Origin of the sequence: Nitratireductor sp. GZWM139 (assembly GCF_030068685.1) — a bacterium.
GTDB classification, from domain to species: domain Bacteria; phylum Pseudomonadota; class Alphaproteobacteria; order Rhizobiales; family Rhizobiaceae; genus Nitratireductor; species Nitratireductor aquimarinus.
The window spans coordinates 184,791-207,519 of sequence record NZ_JAMQML010000008.1 but is presented as its reverse complement, the minus strand read 5'-3'; the positions used below and the strand labels follow the sequence as shown (position 1 = coordinate 207,519).

Sequence of the window (22,729 nt, the reverse complement as noted above, 5' to 3'; positions counted from 1 at the left end):
CCTCGCCGCCTTCAAGCAGGTCATCGAAAACCCGATGGCGATGCTCGTCTGACCGGAATTTCCGGACAGGCTTTCCCGGTCGGCTTGGGGGCTCGCCACCGGGGAAGCCCACCAAAAAGAAAGGCGGACCGCCGTTCTCATGAAACGGCGCACCGCCTGAAGAATACCGAAAACGACTTTGACCGCGTCTGGCGCTGCCTGCCATCATCACAGGCAGCGCCTTTTCTTTGCCCGGAAGCCGTTCCGGAAGCGTGGAGAGGTTTTAAGCGCCCGCCACAGCGTCGGCGATGAGGCCGCGCTGCCTCAGCTCCGCTTCGACCTCGTCCCAGCTTGCGCAGACCGCATGTGCGCCGGCACCGCTGAGCTTCTCGCCATGGCCGTCGAATGTGTGGCTGCCGCCGGTGAAGCCGATGGCCGTCATGCCGGCCGCCACCGCGCCCTGCACGCCGAAGGGCGAGTCCTCGATCACCACGGAGGAGGCCGGAGCGCCGCCGAGCTTCTCTGCAGCGAACAGGAAGATGTCCGGTGCCGGCTTGCCGTTCTGCACCATCGAGGTGCTGAACACGTCGTCGCCGAAGAAATCGGCAATGCCGGAGACCCCGAGGCTGAGCTCAATCCGCTCCATGGAGGATGAGGAAGCGACGCAGCGCGGCGTCTTCAGATTGCTCAGGAAAGGCACGATGCCGCGCGTCGGCTGAAGTTCTTCTTCCAGCAGCGCCTTCGTCTCCAGCCAGATGTCGCCATCCGCATGGGCGGGGAAGGCAAAGCCGGTCAGCTCTTCGATGCGGGTAATGATGTCGGCCTGTTTCATGCCGATGCACTGGCCGACGATCTCGCGCTTCAGCGCCAGGCCGTGCTTGTTGTAAACGCGCTCATAGGCGATTGCGGCAAGCGGTTCACTGTCGACGAGAACACCGTCGCAATCGAATATGATCAGGGGGGTAGTCATGAAAACTCCGGACTTTCGGGGCTGAGGGGGAGGCTGCGTTTCAACGTGGCGAATGAATGCCGCCCTTTAGGGCATTTTTTCGTCAGTTGAAAACACCCGGCGATCTAGCTCGCCGGGTCAGGGAAGATTGAGGGTGCTTCGATGCTCTTGCGCCCGGCTTCGATGGCGTTGCGCATGGCGATCCGCCCTTCCACGAGATCGGGCGCAACCCAGTTGGGCTCCGCACCAAGGAAACGGTCGAGGAAGGCGACGGCCGAGGCCGGCATCTCGCGCGTGTTCTCGCGGTAGGACCACCAGGTCCGCAGATCGTCCGCACAGCGGGCCAGACGCGGCGCTTCGCCGAATTCCTGCTCGAAGATGGCGGCAATCGCGCACACGCAGTAGTTCGTGTAGAGAAAGCCCTCTGGCCAGAATTTGACGATCTCCGCATTCTCCGCGTCGCCCGTCACCGTGCTTTCCGGCGTCACCGTGACCGGCGCATGGCGGATCATCTCCTTCAGCGCGAGGCCGGCGGCATAGATGATGAAATCGCCACGGTCGAGCCGGGCATAGGCCTTCTGCGCATCGACCATCTCCACCCAGTCGAGAAAGACGCGGGTGAGCTTCTCCTCATCCACCTCGAACACGACACCGTAATGCTGCGTCACAGCCTTCGCGTTGCCGCGAAAGGTCGTGCGAAACCAGCGCAACTGGCGCAGCCGGTGGCGTAAATCGGGCATGACTGCAAGTTCGTTCTTGAAATCCAGATCCAACGGGTGAACTCCTTAGCCGGAACCATAACATGCGGCATGTCGGTTCCAATCAAATAAGCCGCGATCCACGTATTTGAAGGAATATACAATTTGACATTTCAAAAAACAAATGTTCTTAATTTCAGGATTATTAAGTGTGTTGACGTGCGTACGCTTGGGAAGAGCGTTTCGGGAGGTAATGCCTGATGGCACTATGGCAATGGGGGCTTTTGCTCCTCGCAGTCGTATGGGCGCTACAGTCCTACGGCGTGTGGCTGCAGATGCGTCACTATTCCGACGTCTTTAAAGGCATCACGCAGAAATATGCGGATGGTTTCGTCGGCACGGGCGCATTTCACGGCCGTTTCCTGAAACGCGGTGCAATTGCCATCGTCGTGGTTTCGCCGGATCTCGCCGTGCGCCGGATCCTGACCATGAGTGGCCGCTCCGTCTTCGCAAAATTCAAGCGACATGAGCAGTTCGAGGGCATGGCCCTTGATCAGTTGCGGGCCGAACCGGCGCTTTTCGGAGAAAAGCAGCCGGGGCTGACCGCGGCAATTACGCAGGCGGTTGCTCAGATAGACCGTACGCGGGCAGGCGAGGAGCCGCCGCTTCGGGAATCTCTGGCCGCTTCAAAAGCATGACATACGGGACTGCGCGCTCACCGGGGCTCAATTACCGGGGTGAGCAGAATAGAGAGGGAGGACTATGTCTGTCATTTCCATGATGGCCCAGCACGCCGATACGGCGATGCAGGGGCTGCATATGGCCGGCGCGGTGGCGGGTGATGCCGCACTGCACGGCAAACTCGCCGCCAAGGCGGCGACAAACGATCTGGTCGTGCTTGCTCAGGCAGGCACCGACCTTTCGGTCGAAGAGTTCCGGCAGAAGCTGGACTCGGTTGCCCAGGAAGAACAGCTCGGCTGGCTCACCGCCGCCGGCAAGTACTTCATCGGCATCTTCCAGAAGGGCGGCGAGGTCTTTGCTGGCTTCGTCACCGGCATCATCCCGACGCTGGTCGTGCTGATGACCGCCTTCTACGCCATCACCGAACTGGTGGGCGAGAAGCGCGTTCACGGCCTTGCCCAGAGCGCCGGCCGCATCGCGCTCACGCGCTATACGGTGCTTCCGGTTCTCGCCGTCTTCTTCCTCACGAACCCGATGGCCTACACCTTCGGCTCGTTCCTTGAGGAAAAGCACAAGCCGGCATTCTACGACGCCGCCGTGTCCTATGTGCACCCGCCGCTCGGCCTGTTCCCGCACATCAACCCGGGTGAGTACTTCGTCTGGGGCGGCATTCTCGTCGCTCTGCTCGAGCTTGAGAGCCAGGGCGTCGTGCCCATCGGCTATCACATCACCGTGGCCATCTGGTACGCGCTGGTCGGTCTCCTCGTCATCCTGCTCAAGGGCATGCTGACCGAGCGGATCACGGCCATCCTGGCGCGCCGCCAGGGCGTTGAGCTCTAGGGGAGGCGCAGGACATGGCTAAAACATACAAAGCAGTAAAGATCTCCAGGGGCTCGTCAGGTTGGGGCGGTCCGCTCGTGATCGAACTGACGGACCAGCGCAACAAGATCGTGTCGGTCACCGGCGGCGGCATCCACCCCGTCGCAAAGCGCATCGCAGAGATGACGGGCGGTGAAGCCGTTGACGGTTTCAAGAGCCCGCCCGTTGAAGGCGAGATGGCTGTCGTGGTCGTCGATTGCGGCGGCACCGCCCGCTGCGGCGTCTACCCGCGCAAGCGCATTCCCACCGTCAACCTGACTCCGGTCGGCCAGGCAGGTCCGCTTGCCCAGTACATCACCGAGGACATCTATGTCTCGGGCGTCACGCCGGAGAACATCGAGATGGCCGACGGCACGGAAGCAGCCGCTGTTGCTGGCGGCGCAGCCGCGTCGTCCGAGGCAGAGAGCACGGAGAGTGCTCCGGCTGCGGCGCCGGCCACCGAGGAAGGCGGCCTTGTCGGCCTCATCAGCAGCGTTGGCCGCGTGATGGGCAATGTGGTTGGCGTGTTCTTCAACGCCGGTCGCCGCACCATCGATCAGGTGGTGCGCAACGTGCTGCCCTTCATGGCCTTCGTGACCATGCTGATCGGTCTGATCCTCTACACGGGCATCGGTGACATTCTCGCCGAGCCGATGGGACCGCTGGCCAACAACATTATCGGCCTGCTCATCATCTCGGCCATCTGCGGCCTGCCGTTCCTGTCGCCCATTCTCGGGCCAGGCGCGGTCATCGCGCAGGTGATCGGCGTGGCGATCATCGGACCGCAGATTGCCAACGGCACGATCTCACCGGCCATGGCGTTGCCTGCGCTGTTCGCTTACAACACGCAGGTAGGCTGTGACTTCGTTCCGGTGGGCCTGGCCCTCGGCGAAGCGAAACCCAAGACCATTGAGATCGGTGTCCCTGCGGTGCTTCTGAGCCGTCAGGTCATGGGCCCGGTTTCCGTGGCCATTGCCTGGGGCGTCAGCCTGCTGGTTCTTTAAAACAACGGGGTGGCGGTCGTCGTTTGGGCGGCCGCCCTTCCCGAAACGAATGTTTGCATGGAGTTATTTGAATGTCGGTGTTTCTCAAAACGCGTATTACTGCGGTCGGTCCCGAAGTCGCGGATCTGGCGGAAGGCGGTGTCCTGATTCTTTTCGCTGACGGCGCGCCGGAGGAACTTGCCGAGGTTTCCGTTCTGCATGCGGTGCAGGAAGGTCCGTCCGATGCCGCGCCGGCCGCTGGCGCCCGCGTTACCGTGGGCGATGTGACCGCCGAAATCACCGCCATGGGCGAAGCCGCCTGGAACAAGGTGCGCGAGATCGGCCATGTGGTTGTGAACTTCAATGGCGCGAACGCCGTGGAGCGTCCGGGCGAGATCTGCGCCTCCGTCGTCGAGCCGGCAACGCTTGTTGCGGCCCTGAAGACGGATGCAGTCATCACCATCGGCGCATAACGCCGTAACGAACTGAACAACAGATACGAGACCGTTATGGAACGCTCGACCATCGTCAGAGTGCAGGATGGCCTGCATGCCCGTCCCGCCACACGCTTCGTGCGCCTCGCCAAGGGGTTCGAGAGCGATGTGGAAATCATCAAGGGCGAAAAGGCTGTCAGCGCCAAGAGCTCGGTGAAGCTGATGCTGCTTGGTGTGAAGGAAAACGACGAAGTTTCCATTCGCGCCGATGGCGCCGACGCCATTGAGGCCGTCGATGCCCTCATCGCCTATCTTGAAAACCCCATGTCGGGTGTCGAGGAAGGCGTGGGCGAGCTCGCCAAGGCGCCCGCCGCCGAGACGCCTGCGCCCGCAGCGCCTGCCGCACCGGCTGCGCCTCTGGTCGCCGATGGCGGCCTTCATGGTGTTGCCGCCAGCGCCGGGCTTGGCCTCGGTCCTGTCTTCGCGCATTTCCCGCAGCAGATCGTTCCCAACAACACGACGCTTTCCGCCGGCGAAATCGAGCCGGAAAAGCAGCGCTTCGCGGAAGCGATCCAGCGTCTTCAGGAAAAACTCGACCGTTCGCTTGCATCCGATGGCATGCAGGAAAGCGATCGCGGCATCGTCGCGGCGCTGCGCGACATCGCATCAGACGATGCGCTGCGCGACGAAACGCTTGCCGCCATCGATGGCGGTCTCGACGCCGTATCCGCCGTCATCGCCGCATCCTCCCGCCTGGCCGATGATTTCCGCAAGCTGGACGACGCCTATATGGCCGCCCGCGCCGAGGATATGGAGGCCATTGCCCGCCAGATCTGCCTCACGCTTCTCGGTCAGGAAGATGCGCGCCTCGACGACATTCCCGAAGGGGCCATTCTCGTCGCCGAGGACATTGGCGCATGGGATCTGGCGCGTGCGCCGCTCAAGCGTCTTGGCGGCGTGGTCTGTGGCCATGGCGGCGCGACGTCGCATGTGGCCATCATCGCCCGCACCCATGGCATTCCCGCAGTGCTCGGCCTCGGCGAGGCCGTCAACGAACTGCGCGACGCAAAGCAAGCCGCCATTGACGGTCACACGGGACAGGTTGTTGTCGAACCCGACGCGGCCACCCGTGCGCGCTTTGAAGAGATGATCGGCGCTGCCGCCCGCGAGCGGGAAGCGCTCAGGGTCTACAAGGATGTGGTGCCGCGCCGCGCCGATGGCGCGGTCATTCAGGTGGCGGCCAATCTCGGCTCGCTCGAAGAGGTCGAGGCCGCTCAGGAAGCCGGCGCAATGGGCGTTGGCCTGTTCCGCACCGAGCTTCTTTTCATGCGGCACATGCACCTGCCGTCCGAGGATATGCAGGCCGAGACCTATGCCGAGCTTGCCCGCGCTTTCCCGGACCACCCGGTCATTGTGCGCACGCTCGACATTGGCGGCGACAAGCCGATCTCCGGCGTCGAATTCCCGGAAGAGGAAAACCCCTTTCTCGGCTGGCGCGGCATCCGCATGTGCCTCGACCGCACTGACATCTTCAAGGTTCAGCTCCGGGCGCTGCTGCGCGCTGCCGTTCATGGCAATCTGCGCGTGATGCTGCCCATGGTCTCGACCGTTGAAGAGGTGCGCCGCACCCGTGTTCTGATCGATGAATGCGCCGCCGAGCTGAAGGCCGAGGGCGTTGCCCATGGCGAATTCCCGCTGGGCGTGATGATCGAGACGCCGGCTGCCGTCTTCGGCGCGGAAGCGCTGGCGAAGGAGGTCGCGTTCTTTTCCATCGGCACCAACGATCTGACGCAGTATGTGATGGCGGCGGACCGCCTGAACCCGTCGGTTGCCAACCTGAACGACGCCGCCCATCCAGCCGTCATGGCTGCGGTCGAGCAGGCCGCCAGGGCAGCGGTCGCGGCGGGCATCGAGATCGGCATGTGCGGCGAGGCCGCCGCGCGTACCGATCTGATCCCCGAGTTCATTCGCATGGGACTGACCGAGCTCAGCATGAGCCCGGCTTCGGTGCAGGCCACCAAGAAGCAGCTTTCCGAGCTGTTCGAAAAGGCGGGCTAGCAGCGCTCCGGTCAGGTGCGCTTCCCCTGACCATCGAAGACTTGAAGACCGGCTGCCGAATATGCGGTTGGCCGGTCTTTTGCCATCTTGGAGCAACTCCAGGAAAAGTGGGAACCGGTTTTCCATCCGAAATTGCGTAAGAACAATGAATGAGAGCGCTTTCGCGCTTCAACGAAAAGCGGAAGCGCTCTAAGGCAGATGCGTGAGCAGGCTTTCGAAGATTGCCGTCAGATCGGCAATCGGCTGATCGGCCTCGAGGCTGCGCGCCATCCGTTCCCGCCGGGCGGCAACCGCCAGCGTGGCGATGTCCAGCAGGTCCGATGCGGAAAGGCTTTCGTCGAACAGCGCCAGTCCCGAGGCGAGAAGCCCCGGCGCAAACACGATGATGCAGGTCTCGGCGTTCTGTGCTGCGGCAGGCATTGCCGGGTCGCTCAGCGCGGTGCGGCAGATTTCCTGAAGCAGATGCGCAAGCAGACCCGCCAGAAGCGGCCTTATGGCTTCGGGCGTCTTCGCGTTCTTCAGCGCCAGCAGCACATGGCCCTGCCGCTGGCGGAGCGTCTCATGCGCTCCGGTGAAGGCCGTTTCGCGCATGGCCGGGGGCTCGCGGTCTTCCAGCGTGGCCGCCAGCGCCTTTGCCGCGCGATACATGTGGCGCCGGAACGCGCGCTCGCCTTCCATCGGGTCGGCGCCGAAATAATCGACCAGCGGTCTTATGACCAGTTCGGGCTGTTGCCCGCCGGGCAGCACGGTGCGGGAGGCGGTTTCGGCCAGTGTCAGCGTGTCGTCGACCATGCTGACGGCCCGCCCCAGAAGCTTCTCGATGTCTGTAAAACCGCGCTTTTCCGAAGCCGCGCCCTGCTTTTCGTGGCGATGCGCACGCAGGAAATCGCGGATATCACGCAGGCGGTCCTTAAGATGAATCGCCATGTCTTCCGAGGCATCACGAAGCATAAAATGCTATCCTCAAGTAATTAGTTTTCTGCCGCCGGCCATTGACCGGATGGCGACATCATTGTTTTGGTCTCTCTGGAAATCAAGCGACATGCTTGTGACCGCCCCGGGGAAATACGCAGGAAGGCCATATGAGCAAGGCGAAGGTACACAATCAGCCCGCCGGTACGACCAGTTCTGGAGAAATTGCAATGACTTCCCGCAAGGGAGGCGTAACCAGCAAAACCGACCGGCTGCGTGTCCGCGCCGCCTGGATGTATTTCGTCGAGCAGAAGACGCAGAACGAGATCGCCGAGATTCTCGGCATCGGGCGTGTCAGCGTCGTGCGCATGCTGGCCGATGCGCGCGCCCGCAATGAGGTGAAGATCACCATTGAGGGCGATCTGGCCGAGATCACCCGGATCGAACGTGCGCTGGAGCAGCGCTTCGGCCTCGAGCGCGCCGTGGTCGCGCCGCTCTCCGATCCCGAGGCGGATCCCATTCCCGCCGTCAGCGCCGCGACCGGCAGCTATGTGTCCGACGTCATGGCGGCTGGCATGTCGGTGGGCGTCGGCTGGGGGCGCACGCTGTTCGGCTCGCTCCCGTTCATTCGCGCCCGGCCGCTGGCCGACTTCAAAGTGATCTCGCTTCTCGGCGGTGTCGGCGTTGCCCGTCGCTTCAACCCGGCTGAATTCGCCTGGCGCTTTGCGCGCGCCTTCCAGGGCGATGGCTATCTCATTCCCGCACCCGCCGTTGTCGACAGCGTCGAAACCAAGACGGCGCTGATCGAGCGCTGCGGCCTGAATGAAATTCTGGCGCTCGCAGATACGCTCGATGCGGTCATCGTGTCCGTCGGCGGGCTCGCTTCCGCCACCACCTTCTATCGCGGCGGCTATCTCACCGAAGAGGTGCGCTCTGACCTCGAAGCAAAGGGCGCGGTGGGCGACATTCTCTACCATTTCTACGATCTCGACGGTCAACTGGTTGACCACCCGATCAATGACCGGGTCATGTCCGTCGATGTCGATCGCCTGCGCCGTGCGCCCATGCGCATCTTAACCTCCGGCGGTGAAGACAAGATCGACGCGCTGATCGGCGCAATGAAGCTGGTTGAGCCGACGGTCTTCATCACCGATGAAGAGAGTGCGCGCAGCATCCTGGCCATGGCCTGNCGGCGGTGAAGACAAGATCGACGCGCTGATCGGCGCAATGAAGCTGGTTGAGCCGACGGTCTTCATCACCGATGAAGAGAGTGCGCGCAGCATCCTGGCCATGGCCTGAAGCAATTCCAGGAAAAGTGGGAACCGGTTTTCCGTCCGGAATTGCGTAGAAAACAATAAATTGGAGCGTTTTCGCAATTCCACGATAAGCGCGAACGCTCTCGTCACCGGCTCCTTTAGCCGGCATGTGCGAAATGCGCATCGTCTATGTGATTTCGCCCGGCAGGCGTCTATAAGAAGCTGACGTGTTCCGGGGAACCGGAGCAGAATGGCCACGCACCGGCAAGTGCGGGCCTTGTGACCACAGGGTCGCGTGCAGGGCGCAAAGGGGAGGCATGCTTTCGACGATGGTGGACAGGTTCGCGCGGCGTTTTCTGCCTTCCTTCTCCGTTTTGCGCAGCTTCGCGTCTGCCGCGCGGCACCAGAGTTTCACGCTGGCCGCCGAAGAGCTCAACCTCACGCAGAGCGCCGTCAGCCGTCACATCCGCGACATGGAATCGGCACTCGGCTTCAGCCTGTTCCGGCGTGTGGGCCGGCGCGTCGTGCTCACCCCGGCCGGCAAGAACCTTGCCGATGCGCTGGAAGACGATCTGCACCGCATCACGCAGACCCTGCATCGCGCCATCGCTGCGGGCATGGCGGGTGCAACGCTCAATGTCGCCAGCCTGCCCACCTTCGCCAGCCGCTGGCTGATCCCGCGCCTGCCGGAATTCGAAAAGGCGCATCCGGGCATCGGCATCAATCTCATGGCGCGCATCAATCCGTTCGATCTCGCCCATGAGCGTTTCGACGTGGCGATCCATTTCGGCCGCGACAACTGGCCGGACGCCCGCCTCACCAAGCTGTGCGACGAGGCGATGATCGCCGTCGCATCGCCGGCCTTTGTTGAGAAACACGGCGTCAAGGCTCCCGAGAACCTGCTTGACGCCCCGCTCCTTCATCTCCAGAGCCGCCCAGGCGCGTGGGCTGACTGGATGCGCGAGGCCGGTGTCGGCGATGTGCCGGCGCTTCCAGGAAAGCAGTTCGACCAGTTCACCATGGTCATTGCAGGCGCAACCGCCGGGCTCGGAGCCGGTCTGGTGCCTGCCTATCTGATCGAGGAGGAGCTGCGCTCCGGCGTTCTTGTGCAGATCGGAGATACGTCGCTCGCCACCCAGAACGCCTATTTTCTGGTTCAGCCGCTTGGCGTGGAAAACCCCTCGGCAGACGCCTTCGTGGCGTGGATCGTCGCGCAGGTCTGAACCTGCCGTGACGGGGGTCTTGTGCCTTTCCGGCACCGATTGGCGGGGAAAGCATGACCGTCCATCATGAATACAGTCCGAATTTCCATTTCCAATGACCGCCCGGTCTTCCTACATTCCCGCCAGAGGCTCGTCCGGCCGCGCGGCTTTCAGAGCATTTTGCAGTCAGGTGGCATCGCCTGACGCCCGCATGAATACAGAAAGATAATCGAGGGAGCGAAGCACCCATGAACGTCAAGAACGAAACAACCGAACTCCTCAAGCGCCTCGGCGTTGATGAGAAGGCGATTGCCGGTGGCGACCTGACCGTGCGCACGCCGGTCACGGGCGAGGAAATCGCCGCCGTCACGTCCATCTCGGCTGCTGATACCGGGGCAGCCATTGAGCGCGCGCATGCCGCTTTCAAGGCCTGGCGCAATGTGCCGGGTCCGCGCCGTGGCGAACTCGTGCGCCTGCTTGGCGAAGAGCTGCGCGCCTCCAAGGACGATCTCGGTCGCCTCGTCTCCATCGAGGTCGGCAAGATTCGCTCCGAGGGTCTCGGCGAAGTTCAGGAGATGATCGACATCTGCGATTTCGCCGTCGGTCTCTCGCGCCAGCTCTATGGCCTCACCATCGCCACCGAGCGCCCCGGCCACCGCATGATGGAAACCTGGCACCCGCTCGGCGTTGTCGGCGTCATCTCCGCTTTCAACTTCCCCGTCGCCGTCTGGTCGTGGAACTCGGCGCTGGCGCTGGTCTGCGGCGACAGCGTGGTGTGGAAACCCTCCGAGAAAACGCCGCTGACGGCGCTCGCCTGCGAGGCGATCTTCAAGCGCGCCGTTGCCCGCTTTGGCGATGATGCGCCGGCGGACCTGCTCACCGTCATCATCGGCGACCGCGCCGTTGGCGAGGTCATGGTCGACCATCCGAAAGTGCCGCTGGTCTCCGCCACCGGCTCCACCCGCATGGGCCGCGAAGTCGGCCCGCGTCTGGCGAAGCGTTTCGCCCGTGCGGTTCTGGAACTCGGCGGCAACAATGCCGGCATCGTCTGCCCCTCGGCCGATCTCGACATGGCGCTGCGCGCCATCGCCTTCGGCGCCATGGGCACCGCCGGTCAGCGCTGCACCACGCTGCGCCGCCTGTTCGTGCACGAATCCGTTTATGACGCGCTGCTGCCGCGCCTGCGCAAGGCCTACGAATCGGTCTCCGTCGGCAGCCCGCTCACCACGGATGCGCTGGTCGGCCCGCTGGTCGACAAGGGCGCTTTCGACAATATGCAGAACGCGATTGAAGAAGCGAAGAAGCTCGGCGGCAAGGTTGTCGGCGGCCAGCGTTTCGACAGCGGCGATGCAGACGCCTATTACGCGCATCCGGCCCTGGTCGAGATGCCGGAACAGGCCGGCGTCGTTCTGGAAGAAACCTTCGCCCCCATCCTCTACGTGATGAAGTACAGCGACTTCGATGACGCGCTTGAGCTTCACAACGCGGTTGGTGCGGGCCTGTCGTCCTGCGTGTTCACCACCGATATGCGCGAGGCCGAGGAATTTCTCAGTGCACGCGGTTCCGACTGCGGCATCGCCAACGTCAATATCGGCACTTCCGGTGCGGAGATCGGCGGCGCGTTCGGCGGCGAAAAGGAAACCGGCGGTGGCCGTGAATCCGGTTCCGATGCGTGGAAGGCTTATATGCGCCGCGCCACCAACACGGTGAACTATTCCAAGGAGCTGCCGCTCGCGCAGGGTGTCTCCTTCGACATCGAATAGGGCATCTGCCGCAGATAACTGCAGGCAAAAAGAAAGGGCGGCCTGGAGCCGCCCTTTTTCATGTCCGGCCTGTGGCCGAAATCATTCCATGCCGAGCGCGGCCTTGTAGAGGTCGATCATCGCCTCTTCTTCCTGGCGCTCCGCCTGATCCTTCTTGCGCAGGCGCACTATGCTGCGCACGGCCTTGGTGTCGAAACCATTGGCCTTCATCTCGGCGTAGACTTCCTTGATGTCTTCCGAAACCGTCTTCTTGTCTTCTTCGAGGCGCTCGACACGCTCTATAAAGGCGCGAAGCTGGCCAGCGGCAACGGTATCTGCGGTTTCGGTGGTGATGTCGTCGGACATGCGAAACTCCGGTCGATTGTTCTAAAGCCCGCGACTCGGGGCGTTGAGGCGTGGCAGGTTCGATGCCCCAGCTACGCCCGGTGGTCAAGGCATTTGCGTTGCGGCCCGCGCCGCTCCTGCCATGGTGTTGCGCCGCTCAGTGGTCCTTCGGGCGGTTCTCTTCAAAGGCGGCTTTTTGCTCTGCGGTCGCCTCGGTCTGATATTTCGAACGCCACTCCTCATAGGGCATGCCGTAGACGATCTCGCGCGATTCTTCCTTCGAGAGCGCAATGCCCTCCGCCTCGGCGGCGTCCCGATACCAGTTGGACAGGCAATTGCGGCAGAAACCGGCCAGGTTCATCATGTCGATGTTCTGCACGTCGGTGCGGGTGCGCAGATGGTCGAGCAGGCGACGGAATGCGGCTGCTTCCAGGTCGCGCTTTTTCTCCTCGCTTAGCGTGGTCATGGCGTTCTCCTTCACGAATGGTCCGAGCGCGATCCGAAATGCTTCACCTCGTGCATCTCGGGCCGCGCGTTGATCTCTAGAAGCAATGGGGCGAGCCGTTCCGCCCAGGCGTTTGCGCCTGCCTCATCGCCGATCAGGTCCTGCCGGATCTCGATCAGCGCATGGGCAAAGCCCCGCTCCGTGGCGTGACGGTGCATCGTGTCGCCGGGATAAGCGCCGTCATAGGGCTCATTGTCGCCCACGGTCAGGTCGCCGCCGGCTTTCAGCGCCTCCATCAGCGGGATCGTGGCGCGGTCATCGCGGTCCCACAAAAGTCCCACCTCCCACGGTCGCCGACGCCCCTTCATGAAGGGCGTGAACGAATGCATGGAAATGATCAGCGGGGCCGCCTGAAACGCGTCTGCCGCCTGTTCCACTGTCTTTGCCACCGCATCGTGATAGGGCAGGTAATAGCGTTCGAGCCTGTCGCGCCGTTCTTCCGGGCTCAGCGGATAATTGCCGGGAATGATCGTGCCGTCATAGAGTTGGCGAATCAGTGTCGGGTCGTTGATGCCCCGGTTCGGGTCGATCAGCAGTCTGGAAAAGCCACACAGAACGGCGGGCGCACCGGTGATCCGGGCCAGCGCGCGGGTTACCGCCTCAACGCCGATGTCATAGGCGATGTGGCGTTCGAATTCCGTCTCCGGCAGGCCGAGCGCGTCGTAACGCTCGGGCAAGTCCCGTTTGGCATGATCCGCAACCAGAACGAGCCCCATGCTCTCTCCCGGGGCCGAATCGCCACGAATGATCTCGAAAGGAGATGTATAAGTGCTGGCAGTCATGGATTCGTTCCCGAAGACATGCGGAGAGGTCATAAATGTGCGCTTATCGCAGTCTAGACTTCTCCTTTCATGATGTGCTGCGTTCTGCAATGGCTGTGACGGAAAACACGCGCGGCAAACATTGCCGCGTTGACAGGCGCACGGACATTGCCGAAAAGGAAAATATGCTCAAGTCGAATTCAAGGTTACCAAAAATGCTTCGACGGGCGTCGCGCGCGAAACGCCGGGGGGCTTTTCTGCTGGTCGCCGCTGCCGGACTGGGAGGCGCATTCCTTGCGCCCACACCGGCATTTGCGGACTTCCGTGTTTGCAACTCCACACAAAACCTCGTTGGCGTGGCCATTGGCTATCGCACCGGCTCGGGCTGGGTGAGCGAGGGTTGGTGGCGGATCGAGAAATCGAGCTGCAAAACCCTGATCGAGGGGCCCCTGGAGTCGCGCTATTACTATCTCTACGCAGAGGACGCCGCGAGCGGTGGCCGCTGGGAGGGATCGGTCCAGATGTGCGTTGCACTGACCGAGTTCAAGATAGCCGGCACCAATGATTGTTTTGCGCGGGGCTTCCAGCGTGCCGGTTTCCAGGAGTACGACACGCGTGAGCAGGAAAACTGGATGGTGGATTTGACTGACGGCCCAGCCGAAAACAACACGCTGACGAACACCGGTGCTTCCCGATGAGACGCGAGCGCAAGGTCAAGATTCTCGCAACGCTCGGTCCGTCCTCTTCCGAAGAGGAGACGATCCAGCGTTTGTTTGAAGCCGGTGCGGATGTCTTCCGCATCAATATGAGCCATGCCAGCCACGAGCTGATGCGCACCCTTGTCGGGCGCATTCGCGCAGTGGAGAAGAAGGTCGGTCATCCGATCGGCATTCTGGCCGATCTGCAGGGCCCCAAGCTGCGCGTTGGCACATTCGCCAACAAGAGCGTCGAGCTTTCCGTCGGGCAGAAATTCACGCTCGATGACAATCCCGAGCCGGGTGACGAAAAGCGGGCGCACCTTCCGCATCCCGAAATCCTGAAATCGGTGGAGCCGGGCCATCGCCTGCTGATCGACGATGGCCGTCTTCAGCTCAAGGCGCTGAAAAACGACGGCAAGTCGATCACCTGTGAAGTGGTCGCCGGCAACAAGATTTCCGATCGCAAGGGCGTCAGCCTGCCCGACACCGATCTGCCCATGGGCGCACTGACCGACAAGGACCGCAAGGATCTCGACGCGGTGCTTTCCGCCGATGTCGACTGGATCGCGCTGTCCTTCATCCAGCGTCCGGAGGATCTGGCCGAGGTGCGCAAGGTCGCGCGCGGCCGCGCCTCCCTGCTTGCCAAGATCGAGAAGCCGCAGGCCGTCAAGCGTCTGGCCGAGATCATCGAGCTGTCCGACGCGCTCATGGTGGCGCGTGGCGATCTGGGCGTGGAAATGCCGCTGGAGGCCGTTCCCGGCATCCAGAAGCAGATCACCCGCGCCTGTCGCCGTGCCGGCAAGCCGGTGGTTGTTGCCACCCAGATGCTCGAATCGATGATCTCCGCTCCCGTGCCCACCCGCGCGGAAGTCTCCGACGTCGCCACGGCGGTGTTCGAGGGCGCGGATGCGGTCATGCTTTCGGCAGAATCGGCCGCCGGTGACTATCCGGTCGAAGCCGTTTCGACCATGAGCTCCATCGCGACCAAGGTGGAGCAGGACCCGACCTATCCGACCATCATCAACGGTCAGCGCAGCGAGCCGGAGCCCACGGGCGCAGACGCCATTTCCATGGCCGCACGCCAGATTGCCGAAACGCTCAATCTCTCGGCGATCATCTCCTACACCTCGTCGGGCACCACGGGCCTGCGCGCTGCGCGCGAGCGCCCGCAGGTGCCGATCATCGCGCTTTCCCCGGTTGTGCAGACGGCGCGCCGTCTGTCGCTCGTCTGGGGCACGCATTGCGTGGTCACCGAGGATGCGGCGGATCTGGACGACATGGTCAACCGCGCCTGCCGCATCGCGTATGAGGAAGGTTTTGCAAAGCCCGGCAATCGCGTGATTGTCACGGCCGGTGTGCCGCTGGGAACCCCCGGCGCCACCAACATGCTGCGCATTGCCTATATCGGCTCGGACGGTCTGGGCGGGATCTAAAGCAATTCCAGGAAAAGTGGGAACCGGTTTTCCGTCCGGAATTGCGTAGAAATATTGAGTTAGGGCGTTTTCGCGTTTCAACGAAAAGCGAAAATGCTCTGCCCCGCTCAGCTCCTTGGCACGAAGAATACGGCCCGGCGGGTTTCCCCGTCGGGCTTTTTTATGCGCCGGTAGAAAAACGTAGGGGCCGTTTCTTGGGCGAGGGCGCGCCACAGAGCGCGTCAGATGCCCTGGCCGTCCAGCTCGTCGGAAATCTCCGCCACGGCGTTCTGTGCGCTTCTCAGCATGGGGTAGACGTCCAGAACCTGCTCATAGGCCGTCAGCGCCTGCTGCTCGTGTCCCGTGGCCTGCAGAATGCGCGCCATGCCGGCCAGCGCGCCGAAATGGCGGGGCTCCAGCTCCAGCGCATGCGATATGTCCGTCATGGAGCGGGCATAGTCGTTCATCATGTAATGCACCGTCGCGCGCCGGTTCCAGCCCTCCGCATAATCGGGAAAGAGCACGGTCACCTGATCGAGAAAATCCAGCGCAACGGAGAAATCCTGCGCTTTGACGGCGTCATTCGCCCACTGCATCAGCAGGTTGGCGGTATCGCTGCCCGAATCGCTCCAGGCTTCGCCAATGCGCAGGGCAATCCGGCGTGCGGCCCGTTCGTTTGTTTCTTTTTTGAGGTCGGAGAAAAGCGCGTTGAGTCGCGTCTGCCTGTCTGTCGCCGGCGCTTCAACGCCGGTCACAGGCTCATTGCCATCGGCCGCCTGAAGAGGCGGCAGACCCATCATGAAAATGGCGGCAATGGCTACAGTGAATCGGACCATGCCGCAATCATAGGCGCGGCACAGCCAAAGGAAAACTGAATTTCGCGTGAAGACCGCCCGAACAGGCGGATCAGCCCTGCCGTGCCTTGAAGCGCGGGTTGGACTTGTTGATGATGTAAATGCGTCCCTTGCGACGGACCATGCGGTTTTCGCGGTGACGGGTCTTCAGCGCTTTGAGCGAATTTTTGATCTTCATCGTTCTTGTCCGTGGTTGGCCGTTGGGCCCGAAATGAGAAGGCGCGCTGTCCCGGCGCGCCACAAGTCGATGGGCTCATAGACGACGAAGCTTGCCTGTGTCAACCTTTCGGCGGGTTGTCGAGGGTGAATCCGGCGATTCCACGTTGCAGGCAGCCCGATTTTTTGATGACCACAGCTTTATGGAGATTCATATGTCATATCGCAATTTCCGGTATCCGTTTGCAGCATTCGCATTTTTGCTCTTCGCCTCGTCCGCTCCCCTTCATGCAGATGAACTCGACTGCGACGATGCGCAGACGCAGGCCGACATGACCCAGTGCGCAGGCAAGTCCTATCAAGCCGCCGACAAGAAGCTCAATGCGCGCTATGGCGACGCCATGAAGCGTTACGAGAGCAATGAGGAAGCGCGCACGCTTCTGCGCGATGCGCAGCGCGCCTGGATCGCGTTTCGCGATGCTGAATGCGATCTGGCCACGCTGGGCGTGCGCGGCGGGTCCATCGAGCCGATGATCCGCGCCCAGTGCCTTGAAGACCTGACCGAAGACCGTTCAGATCAGCTGGAAGATCTGGTGGACTGTCAGGAAGGCGATCTCAACTGCCTGTAAGGCGCGTGAAGTGCCCCATCTTGCGGCCGGGCCTTATGTCCGTCTTGCCATAGAGGTGGAGCATCAGATCGGGTTCTGCGAGCAGTTCCGTTGCGCGCAGAACCTCGTCACCGATCAGGTTTTCCATCACGCAGTCCGAGTGGTGCCTCGGGTCGCCCAGCGGCAGGCCCGCCACGGCGCGAATGTGCTGTTCAAACTGCGAAACCGTGCAGGCCGCCTCGGTCCAGTGTCCCGAATTATGCACGCGCGGCGCGATTTCGTTGACCAGCACCTTGCCATTGTCGAGCACGAAGAACTCGACGCCCAGAACCCCCACATATTGCAGGGAGGTGAGAATGTCCGTGGCTGCCTGCGTGGCGGCCGCCCGCGTCTGAGGGGCGATTTCGGCCGGGACAGTAGAGCGGTGCAGAATGCCGTCGCGATGTTCGTTGTGGGCCGGCTCATAGGTGGCGATATGCCCGTCCACCGAACGCGCCGCGATCACCGAGATTTCCTGCTGGAAGGGGATCAGCGCCTCGAGGATCAGCGGAACGCCGCCCATCTCGGCAAACACGCCTTCGCAATCTGCGGCCGTGGCGTCGCGAAACACGCGCTGTCCCTTGCCGTCATAGCCCAGACGCCGGGTTTTGAGCACGCCGCTGCCGGAAAAGCCCTCAAGGCCCCGCGCCAGGTCGTCATCGCTGTCCACGGAGACGAACGGCGCCGTCGAGATGCCTGCCGCGTTCAGGAAAATCTTCTCCGCGAGGCGATCCTGCGCCGTTTCCAGCGCCTCGGGCGGCGGGAACACTGACAGCTGTTCGCTCAGCGTTGCGGCAGTCGCCACTGGCACGTTCTCGAATTCATAGGTGATGACGTCGCATTGCGCGCAGAGCCGGCGCAGGGCGCTGGCGTCGTCATAGGGCGCATGAATGAAGGCGTTGGCCACCTGTGCCGCAGGGCTGTTTTCCGCGGGGTCGAGAATGATGGTGCGGTAGCCGAGTTTCGCTGCCGCCATGGCAAGCATGCGGCCAAGCTGCCCGCCACCGAGAATCCCGATGGTTGCGCCCTGGGGAAGTGGAGCCTTCATGATCAATCTACCGGATATTCGGCCACCTGTGCCGTCTGTGCTGCGCGCCAGTCATCGAGACGGTCGGCAAGGTCTTCGTCGGAGAGCGCCAGAACCGAGGCCGAAAGAAGCGCGGCGTTGATCGCGCCGGCGCGTCCGATGGCCAGCGTTCCAACCGGCACGCCGGCGGGCATCTGCACGATGGAGAGAAGCGAATCCTGCCCCGAAAGCGCCTTGGATTCCACCGGCACGCCGAAAACGGGCAGCGGCGTCATGGCGGCCGTCATGCCCGGCAGATGGGCCGCGCCGCCGGCGCCGGCGATGATGGTCTGAAAGCCCTCGTCGCGGGCATTCCTGGCAAAGTCGTAGAGACGTTCAGGCGTGCGGTGGGCGGAAACGATCCGCGCTTCATATTCCACACCCAGCGCATCCAGCGTGTCTGCGGCGTGGCGCATTGTCGCCCAGTCGGATTGGCTTCCCATGATTATCGCCACTCGGGCGGTCCGCTCAGCCATCAAGCCCCCTCGCAATCAAAAAACAGCCTGTAGTCAAAACTGTCTCTCCCCGCAACCTCGTGCGCCCGCCTGATGTCGAATTCGACAGGAAATCAGGCAATTCAGGCAAGTCACGCAATGATGTCAGGGATGATGTTGTCTTCCAGTTCCTGAAGCCGGTCCTTGAGCGCCAGCTTTTTCTTTTTCATGCGCTGAATGCGAAGCGGGTCGCAGCCCGTAGCGATCATTGCGTTGATCGCGGCGTCGAAATCCGCGTGATCCTGTTTGAGGCGGGCGAATTCGAGACGAATTTCCGCCTGTTCCTGTTCTGATGTCACCACAGTCAGCTGATCCACATATGCAAGATTCTGGCCTGAATCCGGCGGGCGGATCTGCAGCCGATCAAAGCTGTCGAGGCAGGCCCGTCAGCGGCCGCGCTTATAGCACATTTCAGCATTACAGGAAATGCTACCAGACTGTGTTCGACAAGCCACATTTCAGGTGGCACACTGTCTGGATCGCCGGTTCCCGCGGGCGGGTGAGGGGCCGGTGAGTTCTCGAGGAAACAAAGGAGAACCCAATCATGTCTCTTGAATCCCATCTTGCAGAGTTGAAGCGTAAACACGGCGAACTGGAGCGGGAGCTCGACAGCGCCAAGCTCCATCCTTCAGTCGATGAGCTCGACATTGCTCAACTCAAACGGCGCAAGCTGGCCATCAAGGACGAGATGGAAAAGATCATGGCAGGTGCGACCCGTCATTAGAGCAATCCCAGGAAAAGTGGGAACCGGTTTTCCGTCTGGAATTGCGCAAAAACAATGAATGAGAGCGTTTTGCGCTTTAATGGAAAGCGAAAGCGCTCCAGATCGCCGCGCGTCCATCCGGATGCGCAAGGGGCGGTCTGATCCATTGATGGAGCACCGGACTAATCCCAAACCGGACCAATCCGAAAAGCGAATGTCGGTCAGGCGCGTTTCGCGCCTGATTCGTGATCCTGATAATGCGCCCAATTGCGGGCCTTCAGCCTCCGTCTCGGCTCATCCGGGTGCGGGGGCTTCGTCATTCTGGAAACCGCAATCCGGCATTCGCAACATGAATGCCGATGCGCTCACCCTACACCGGGTTTCATGACGCCTATTTGACAGCGGCCTCCGCCTCGCCGTTCTCGGCATCCTCCGTGTCGCTGCGCGGGTCGAGCACCGCAGCCTGCGGCGTCACGGCGCGTTCGGAAGGCAGGGCGTTGAACGCTTCGCGCTCGTCCACCGGCACCGGGGCACGCCGCGTGATGCGCAGCAGCGCATAGCCAGCAAGGCTGAAATGGGAAAGCGCGGTGATCAGGAACAGGCTTTCCGGGCGCAGGCTTTCCATCAGCACGCCGCCAACCAGCGGACCGAGCATGGTTCCGCCGCCATAAAGAAACAGAAGCCCGCTTGCCACTTTCACGAAGTCTTCCGGCGAAGCGTGGTCGTTCGCATGGGCGACGATGATCGAATAAAGCGTGTAGGCAAAAGCGCCATAGACCGCCGTCATCGCGATCACATAGGTGCCGTCGCGTGGTGCGGTGAGGAAAATCGTGAACCCCACAAGGCTAGCACCGAACGACAGTCCCGCGATCACGAAGCGGCGGTCGATCCGGTCCGACAGCCGGCCGGCCGGCAGCTGCAGTGCGGCCCCGGCCAGAACGGCAATACTCATCATCGTGGCGATCTGAAGCGTTGAGATGCCGATCTCGCCGCCATAGACCGCGCCCAGCGTGCCCCACGCGCCATTGGCCGTGCCCACAAGGAGGCAGCCGATAAATGCCACCGGCGAGTTCACGAAAAGCCCCTTGAGGTCGAGCGTCACCTGCGCCAGCGGCTGCGGGCTCACCGCCTTGGAAACGGCGGTGGGAATGAGCGCCATGCAGAACAGGATGCCGGTCGTCATGAACAGGAGCGTGTTCGACACATCGCCAAACGCCACCGTCATCTGTCCGGCGGTCAGCGACGCATAGGTCAGCATCATGTAGACGCCGAAAACGGTGCCCCGGTTTTCATTGGTGGATTTCTCGTTCAGCCAGCTTTCGATCACCATGAATGCGCCGGCCATGGTGAAGCCGGTGAAGATGCGCAGGATGACCCAGCCGGTCGGGTCCACCCACATCCCGGTCAGAAGCGCAATGATCGCGCCCGAGGCCGCAAACGCGCCAAAGGCCCGCACATGGCCGGCGCGGCGCACGATGCGCGGCGCGATGAAGCAGCCGGCGACAAAGCCCGCCGCCCAGGCAGCGCCCAAGGCGCCCAGAGAGGCCGTCGGGAAGCCTTCCATCTGCCCGCGAAGCGGCAGCAGAAGTCCATGAAGGCCCGATCCCGTGAGCAGGAATGCGGTGCCCAGAAGAAGCGCAATGATAGAGCCGAGAGGTGACAGCATGTACGGGTTCCGAAGGGGGTAGCGTTCGAATTGGCCGGTTGTCGTTCAACCGTGCCTTCGCCATCGAATCATGGCGTCAGCAAGGCCGGGGAAGAGACTGGCGGCGTCTTCGAGACACGCGTTTGACACTATGCGCGAATAACGGCGTCGCCGCCATCGCAAAACCGTCGTTCAGGGCGACGATTGCGGTATCCGAAGACCCTTTCGCGCCAGGCTAATCCCGTCGGAACAATGCCTCTGCGGCGTTCTTGGTTGCACCCTTGCTTTCAATGTCCCGTTCGAGCCGCACGATCTCCTCCTTCAGTTGCGCAATCCGTTTGTTGAGTTCCTCTACGGAGAGCAGCGACAGGTCCTCACCGATCCGGTGGCCGGCCGCCTGTTTCTTGTCGTCCTCGTCGAAAATGCCCATTGCGCGTTCTCCCATCGCCTCCATCCGCAGGGTGATGCGCTATCCTGTCAGGCGCGCCCTTGATCCGCGTGCATCACTCGCCGATTGTGTTGTCGGACGTTCTTCAAATCAACAGGGGCATGACGAATCATATGGCGCTTCCAGAGAAGATGACGGCAGTGGCGATCAGCGAGCCGGGCGAGCCGAAAGTGCTGAAGCCGGAGCAACGCGATGTGCCGAAGCCGGGCGAAGGGGAAATTCTCATCAAGGTGCGCGCCGCCGGCATCAACCGGCCCGACGTGTTTCAGCGCAAGGGGCTCTATCCCGCGCCGCCCGGCGCTTCCGATCTGCCGGGCCTCGAGGCCGCCGGTGAGGTTGTCGCGCTGGGCGAGGGGGTGAAACGCTGGCAGGTGGGCGACCGTGTCACGGCGCTGACACCCGGTGGCGGCTATGCCGAATACTGCCTGACGCATGAAACCAACGCGCTGCCGGTGCCCCATGGGTTCAGCTTCACCGAGGCTGCGGCCATCCCCGAAACCTTCTTCACCGTCTGGCACAATGTGTTCCAGCGCGGCGGCCTGAAAGAGGGCGAGACCCTGCTCGTGCATGGCGGCTCCTCCGGCATCGGCACCACCGCCATTCAGGTGGCGACAGCCCTTGGCTCGAAGGTCATCGCCACGGCGGGCTCGGCGGAAAAATGCGCCGCCTGCGCGTCGCTGGGCGCGGTGCGCACGGTCAATTACCGTGACGAGGACTTCGTCGAGGCCGTGAAGGAAGAGACAGGCGGTCATGGCGCGGATGTCATCCTCGACATGATCGGTGGTGACTATATCGAGCGCAATTACACCGCCGCGGCCATGGATGGACGCATCGTGCAGATCGCCTTCCTCAAGGGGGCGCGGGCAGAGGTCGATTTCTCGCAGATCATGCGCAAGCGCCTCAGCCACACCGGTTCCACGCTTCGGCCCCGTTCTGTCGCCTTCAAGGGCATAATCGCAACAGAGCTGGAAGCGCATGTCTGGCCGCTTCTGGCCGCCCGCCGCATCGCCCCGGTCATGGACATGACCTTCCCGCTGGCCGAGGCCTGGCGTGCGCATGAGCGCATGGAAGAGGGGTCGCATATCGGCAAAATCGTGCTGGAAGTGTCCTGATCACCGGCGAAAACGCCTTTCGAAAAAACAGGAAGGCCCCGGCGATGATGCCGGGGCCTTCAGCCCTGGGAGGCTTTGTTTGCGAGAGCAATTCCGGGAAAAACTGAAGCCGGTTACCCGTCCGGAATTGC

26 protein-coding genes are annotated in these 22,729 nt (G+C 62.4%); 13 read left to right on the top strand and 13 right to left on the bottom strand.

From position 1 onward, the window contains the following. Positions 1–262: 262 nt before the first annotated feature. Together NDI72_RS12245 and NDI72_RS12240 are read right to left on the bottom strand one after the other, a co-directional pair. Positions 263–949 (bottom strand): HAD family hydrolase, encoded by a 687-nt coding sequence (locus NDI72_RS12245; RefSeq protein WP_283800582.1) that lies wholly within the window; start codon positions 947–949, stop codon positions 263–265. 104 nt (positions 950–1,053) lie between these two features. Then, entirely contained in the window at positions 1,054–1,701 is a 648-nt protein-coding gene (locus NDI72_RS12240; RefSeq protein ID WP_206545650.1) for a hypothetical protein, read from the bottom strand. Positions 1,702–1,886: 185 nt separating this feature from the next. On the opposite strand from NDI72_RS12240, the gene NDI72_RS12235 reads away from it, so the two are divergent. The 5 genes from NDI72_RS12235 (at position 1,887) to ptsP (ending at position 6,640) form a co-directional block, all read left to right on the top strand. Next, on the top strand, positions 1,887–2,324 hold the full coding sequence (locus tag NDI72_RS12235) for a transcriptional regulator GutM (protein ID WP_283800581.1): 438 nt from the start codon (positions 1,887–1,889) through the stop codon (positions 2,322–2,324). A 64-nt stretch (positions 2,325–2,388) separates the two neighbouring features. Then, a complete protein-coding gene (srlA, locus tag NDI72_RS12230) occupies positions 2,389–3,147 on the top strand; it encodes a PTS glucitol/sorbitol transporter subunit IIC (RefSeq protein WP_113153512.1) in 759 nt (252 codons plus the stop codon). Between the two features lie 14 nt (positions 3,148–3,161). Beyond that, on the top strand, positions 3,162–4,169 hold the full coding sequence (gene srlE, locus NDI72_RS12225; RefSeq protein ID WP_283800580.1) for a PTS glucitol/sorbitol transporter subunit IIB: 1,008 nt from the start codon (positions 3,162–3,164) through the stop codon (positions 4,167–4,169). Positions 4,170–4,240: 71 nt separating this feature from the next. After that, positions 4,241–4,621: a PTS glucitol/sorbitol transporter subunit IIA gene (locus NDI72_RS12220; RefSeq protein WP_206545652.1), complete on the top strand. Its 381-nt coding sequence runs from the start codon at positions 4,241–4,243 to the stop codon at positions 4,619–4,621. 36 nt (positions 4,622–4,657) lie between these two features. Further along, complete coding sequence (gene ptsP / locus NDI72_RS12215) at positions 4,658–6,640, top strand: phosphoenolpyruvate--protein phosphotransferase (RefSeq protein WP_283800579.1); 1,983 nt, start codon at positions 4,658–4,660, stop codon at positions 6,638–6,640. A gap of 189 nt (positions 6,641–6,829) precedes the next feature. Here ptsP and NDI72_RS12210 read toward each other — a convergent pair whose 3' ends face one another. After that, positions 6,830–7,567, bottom strand: coding sequence for a hypothetical protein (locus NDI72_RS12210; protein WP_283800578.1), 738 nt, complete (start codon positions 7,565–7,567; stop codon positions 6,830–6,832). Between the two features lie 215 nt (positions 7,568–7,782). On the opposite strand from NDI72_RS12210, the gene NDI72_RS12205 reads away from it, so the two are divergent. The 3 genes from NDI72_RS12205 to amaB all read left to right on the top strand — a co-directional run bounded on the left by NDI72_RS12205 (position 7,783) and on the right by amaB (position 11,773). Continuing rightward, positions 7,783–8,751 (top strand): sugar-binding transcriptional regulator, encoded by a 969-nt coding sequence (locus NDI72_RS12205; RefSeq protein WP_283800577.1) that lies wholly within the window; start codon positions 7,783–7,785, stop codon positions 8,749–8,751. 386 nt (positions 8,752–9,137) lie between these two features. Beyond that, positions 9,138–10,031: a LysR substrate-binding domain-containing protein gene (locus NDI72_RS12195; RefSeq protein ID WP_113156079.1), complete on the top strand. Its 894-nt coding sequence runs from the start codon at positions 9,138–9,140 to the stop codon at positions 10,029–10,031. A gap of 227 nt (positions 10,032–10,258) precedes the next feature. Then, positions 10,259–11,773 (top strand): L-piperidine-6-carboxylate dehydrogenase, encoded by a 1,515-nt coding sequence (amaB, locus tag NDI72_RS12190; protein ID WP_206545655.1) that lies wholly within the window; start codon positions 10,259–10,261, stop codon positions 11,771–11,773. An 81-nt stretch (positions 11,774–11,854) separates the two neighbouring features. On the opposite strand, the gene NDI72_RS12185 is transcribed toward amaB, so the two are convergent. The 3 genes from NDI72_RS12185 to NDI72_RS12175 form a co-directional block, all read right to left on the bottom strand. Continuing rightward, entirely contained in the window at positions 11,855–12,118 is a 264-nt protein-coding gene (locus tag NDI72_RS12185; protein WP_113153506.1) for a DUF2312 domain-containing protein, read from the bottom strand. A 136-nt stretch (positions 12,119–12,254) separates the two neighbouring features. Next, positions 12,255–12,563 carry a DUF1244 domain-containing protein gene (locus NDI72_RS12180; RefSeq protein WP_206553252.1) on the bottom strand — a complete coding sequence of 103 codons (309 nt, stop codon included), beginning with the start codon at positions 12,561–12,563 and terminating at the stop codon, positions 12,255–12,257. 11 nt (positions 12,564–12,574) lie between these two features. Then, entirely contained in the window at positions 12,575–13,384 is an 810-nt protein-coding gene (locus tag NDI72_RS12175; RefSeq protein WP_113156078.1) for an N-formylglutamate amidohydrolase, read from the bottom strand. A gap of 164 nt (positions 13,385–13,548) precedes the next feature. Between NDI72_RS12175 and NDI72_RS12170 the strand changes: the two genes are divergently transcribed. Then, positions 13,549–14,061 (top strand): DUF1036 domain-containing protein, encoded by a 513-nt coding sequence (locus NDI72_RS12170; protein WP_113156077.1) that lies wholly within the window; start codon positions 13,549–13,551, stop codon positions 14,059–14,061. Then, entirely contained in the window at positions 14,058–15,494 is a 1,437-nt protein-coding gene (gene pyk / locus NDI72_RS12165) for a pyruvate kinase (protein WP_113153504.1), read from the top strand. The genes NDI72_RS12170 and pyk overlap by 4 nt, the downstream gene beginning before the upstream one ends. A gap of 221 nt (positions 15,495–15,715) precedes the next feature. On the opposite strand, the gene NDI72_RS12160 is transcribed toward pyk, so the two are convergent. Continuing rightward, on the bottom strand, positions 15,716–16,309 hold the full coding sequence (locus NDI72_RS12160; protein WP_206545658.1) for a tetratricopeptide repeat protein: 594 nt from the start codon (positions 16,307–16,309) through the stop codon (positions 15,716–15,718). Between the two features lie 70 nt (positions 16,310–16,379). Continuing rightward, complete coding sequence (ykgO, locus tag NDI72_RS12155; RefSeq protein ID WP_007008283.1) at positions 16,380–16,505, bottom strand: type B 50S ribosomal protein L36; 126 nt, start codon at positions 16,503–16,505, stop codon at positions 16,380–16,382. A 193-nt stretch (positions 16,506–16,698) separates the two neighbouring features. Here ykgO and NDI72_RS12150 point away from each other — a divergent pair, with 193 nt between their 5' ends. After that, positions 16,699–17,112, top strand: coding sequence for a lysozyme inhibitor LprI family protein (locus tag NDI72_RS12150; protein WP_283800576.1), 414 nt, complete (start codon positions 16,699–16,701; stop codon positions 17,110–17,112). Here NDI72_RS12150 and NDI72_RS12145 read toward each other — a convergent pair. The 3 genes from NDI72_RS12145 to NDI72_RS12135 form a co-directional block, all read right to left on the bottom strand. After that, entirely contained in the window at positions 17,099–18,178 is a 1,080-nt protein-coding gene (locus NDI72_RS12145; protein WP_206545660.1) for a 5-(carboxyamino)imidazole ribonucleotide synthase, read from the bottom strand. The genes NDI72_RS12150 and NDI72_RS12145 overlap by 14 nt on opposite strands. 2 nt (positions 18,179–18,180) lie before the next feature. After that, complete coding sequence (purE, locus tag NDI72_RS12140; protein ID WP_113153501.1) at positions 18,181–18,672, bottom strand: 5-(carboxyamino)imidazole ribonucleotide mutase; 492 nt, start codon at positions 18,670–18,672, stop codon at positions 18,181–18,183. Between the two features lie 110 nt (positions 18,673–18,782). Beyond that, positions 18,783–19,007, bottom strand: coding sequence for a YdcH family protein (locus tag NDI72_RS12135; RefSeq protein ID WP_222474041.1), 225 nt, complete (start codon positions 19,005–19,007; stop codon positions 18,783–18,785). Between the two features lie 227 nt (positions 19,008–19,234). On the opposite strand from NDI72_RS12135, the gene NDI72_RS12130 reads away from it, so the two are divergent. Further along, entirely contained in the window at positions 19,235–19,414 is a 180-nt protein-coding gene (locus tag NDI72_RS12130) for a YdcH family protein (RefSeq protein ID WP_113153500.1), read from the top strand. Positions 19,415–19,784: 370 nt separating this feature from the next. On the opposite strand, the gene NDI72_RS12125 is transcribed toward NDI72_RS12130, so the two are convergent. After that, positions 19,785–21,059, bottom strand: a complete 1,275-nt coding sequence (locus NDI72_RS12125) for an MFS transporter (RefSeq protein ID WP_206548023.1) — start codon at positions 21,057–21,059, stop codon at positions 19,785–19,787. 214 nt (positions 21,060–21,273) lie between these two features. Beyond that, entirely contained in the window at positions 21,274–21,468 is a 195-nt protein-coding gene (locus NDI72_RS12120) for a DUF1192 domain-containing protein (RefSeq protein ID WP_113153498.1), read from the bottom strand. 149 nt (positions 21,469–21,617) lie between these two features. Between NDI72_RS12120 and NDI72_RS12115 the strand changes: the two genes are divergently transcribed. Further along, entirely contained in the window at positions 21,618–22,598 is a 981-nt protein-coding gene (locus NDI72_RS12115; protein WP_206545758.1) for an NAD(P)H-quinone oxidoreductase, read from the top strand. Positions 22,599–22,729 lie beyond the last annotated feature (131 nt).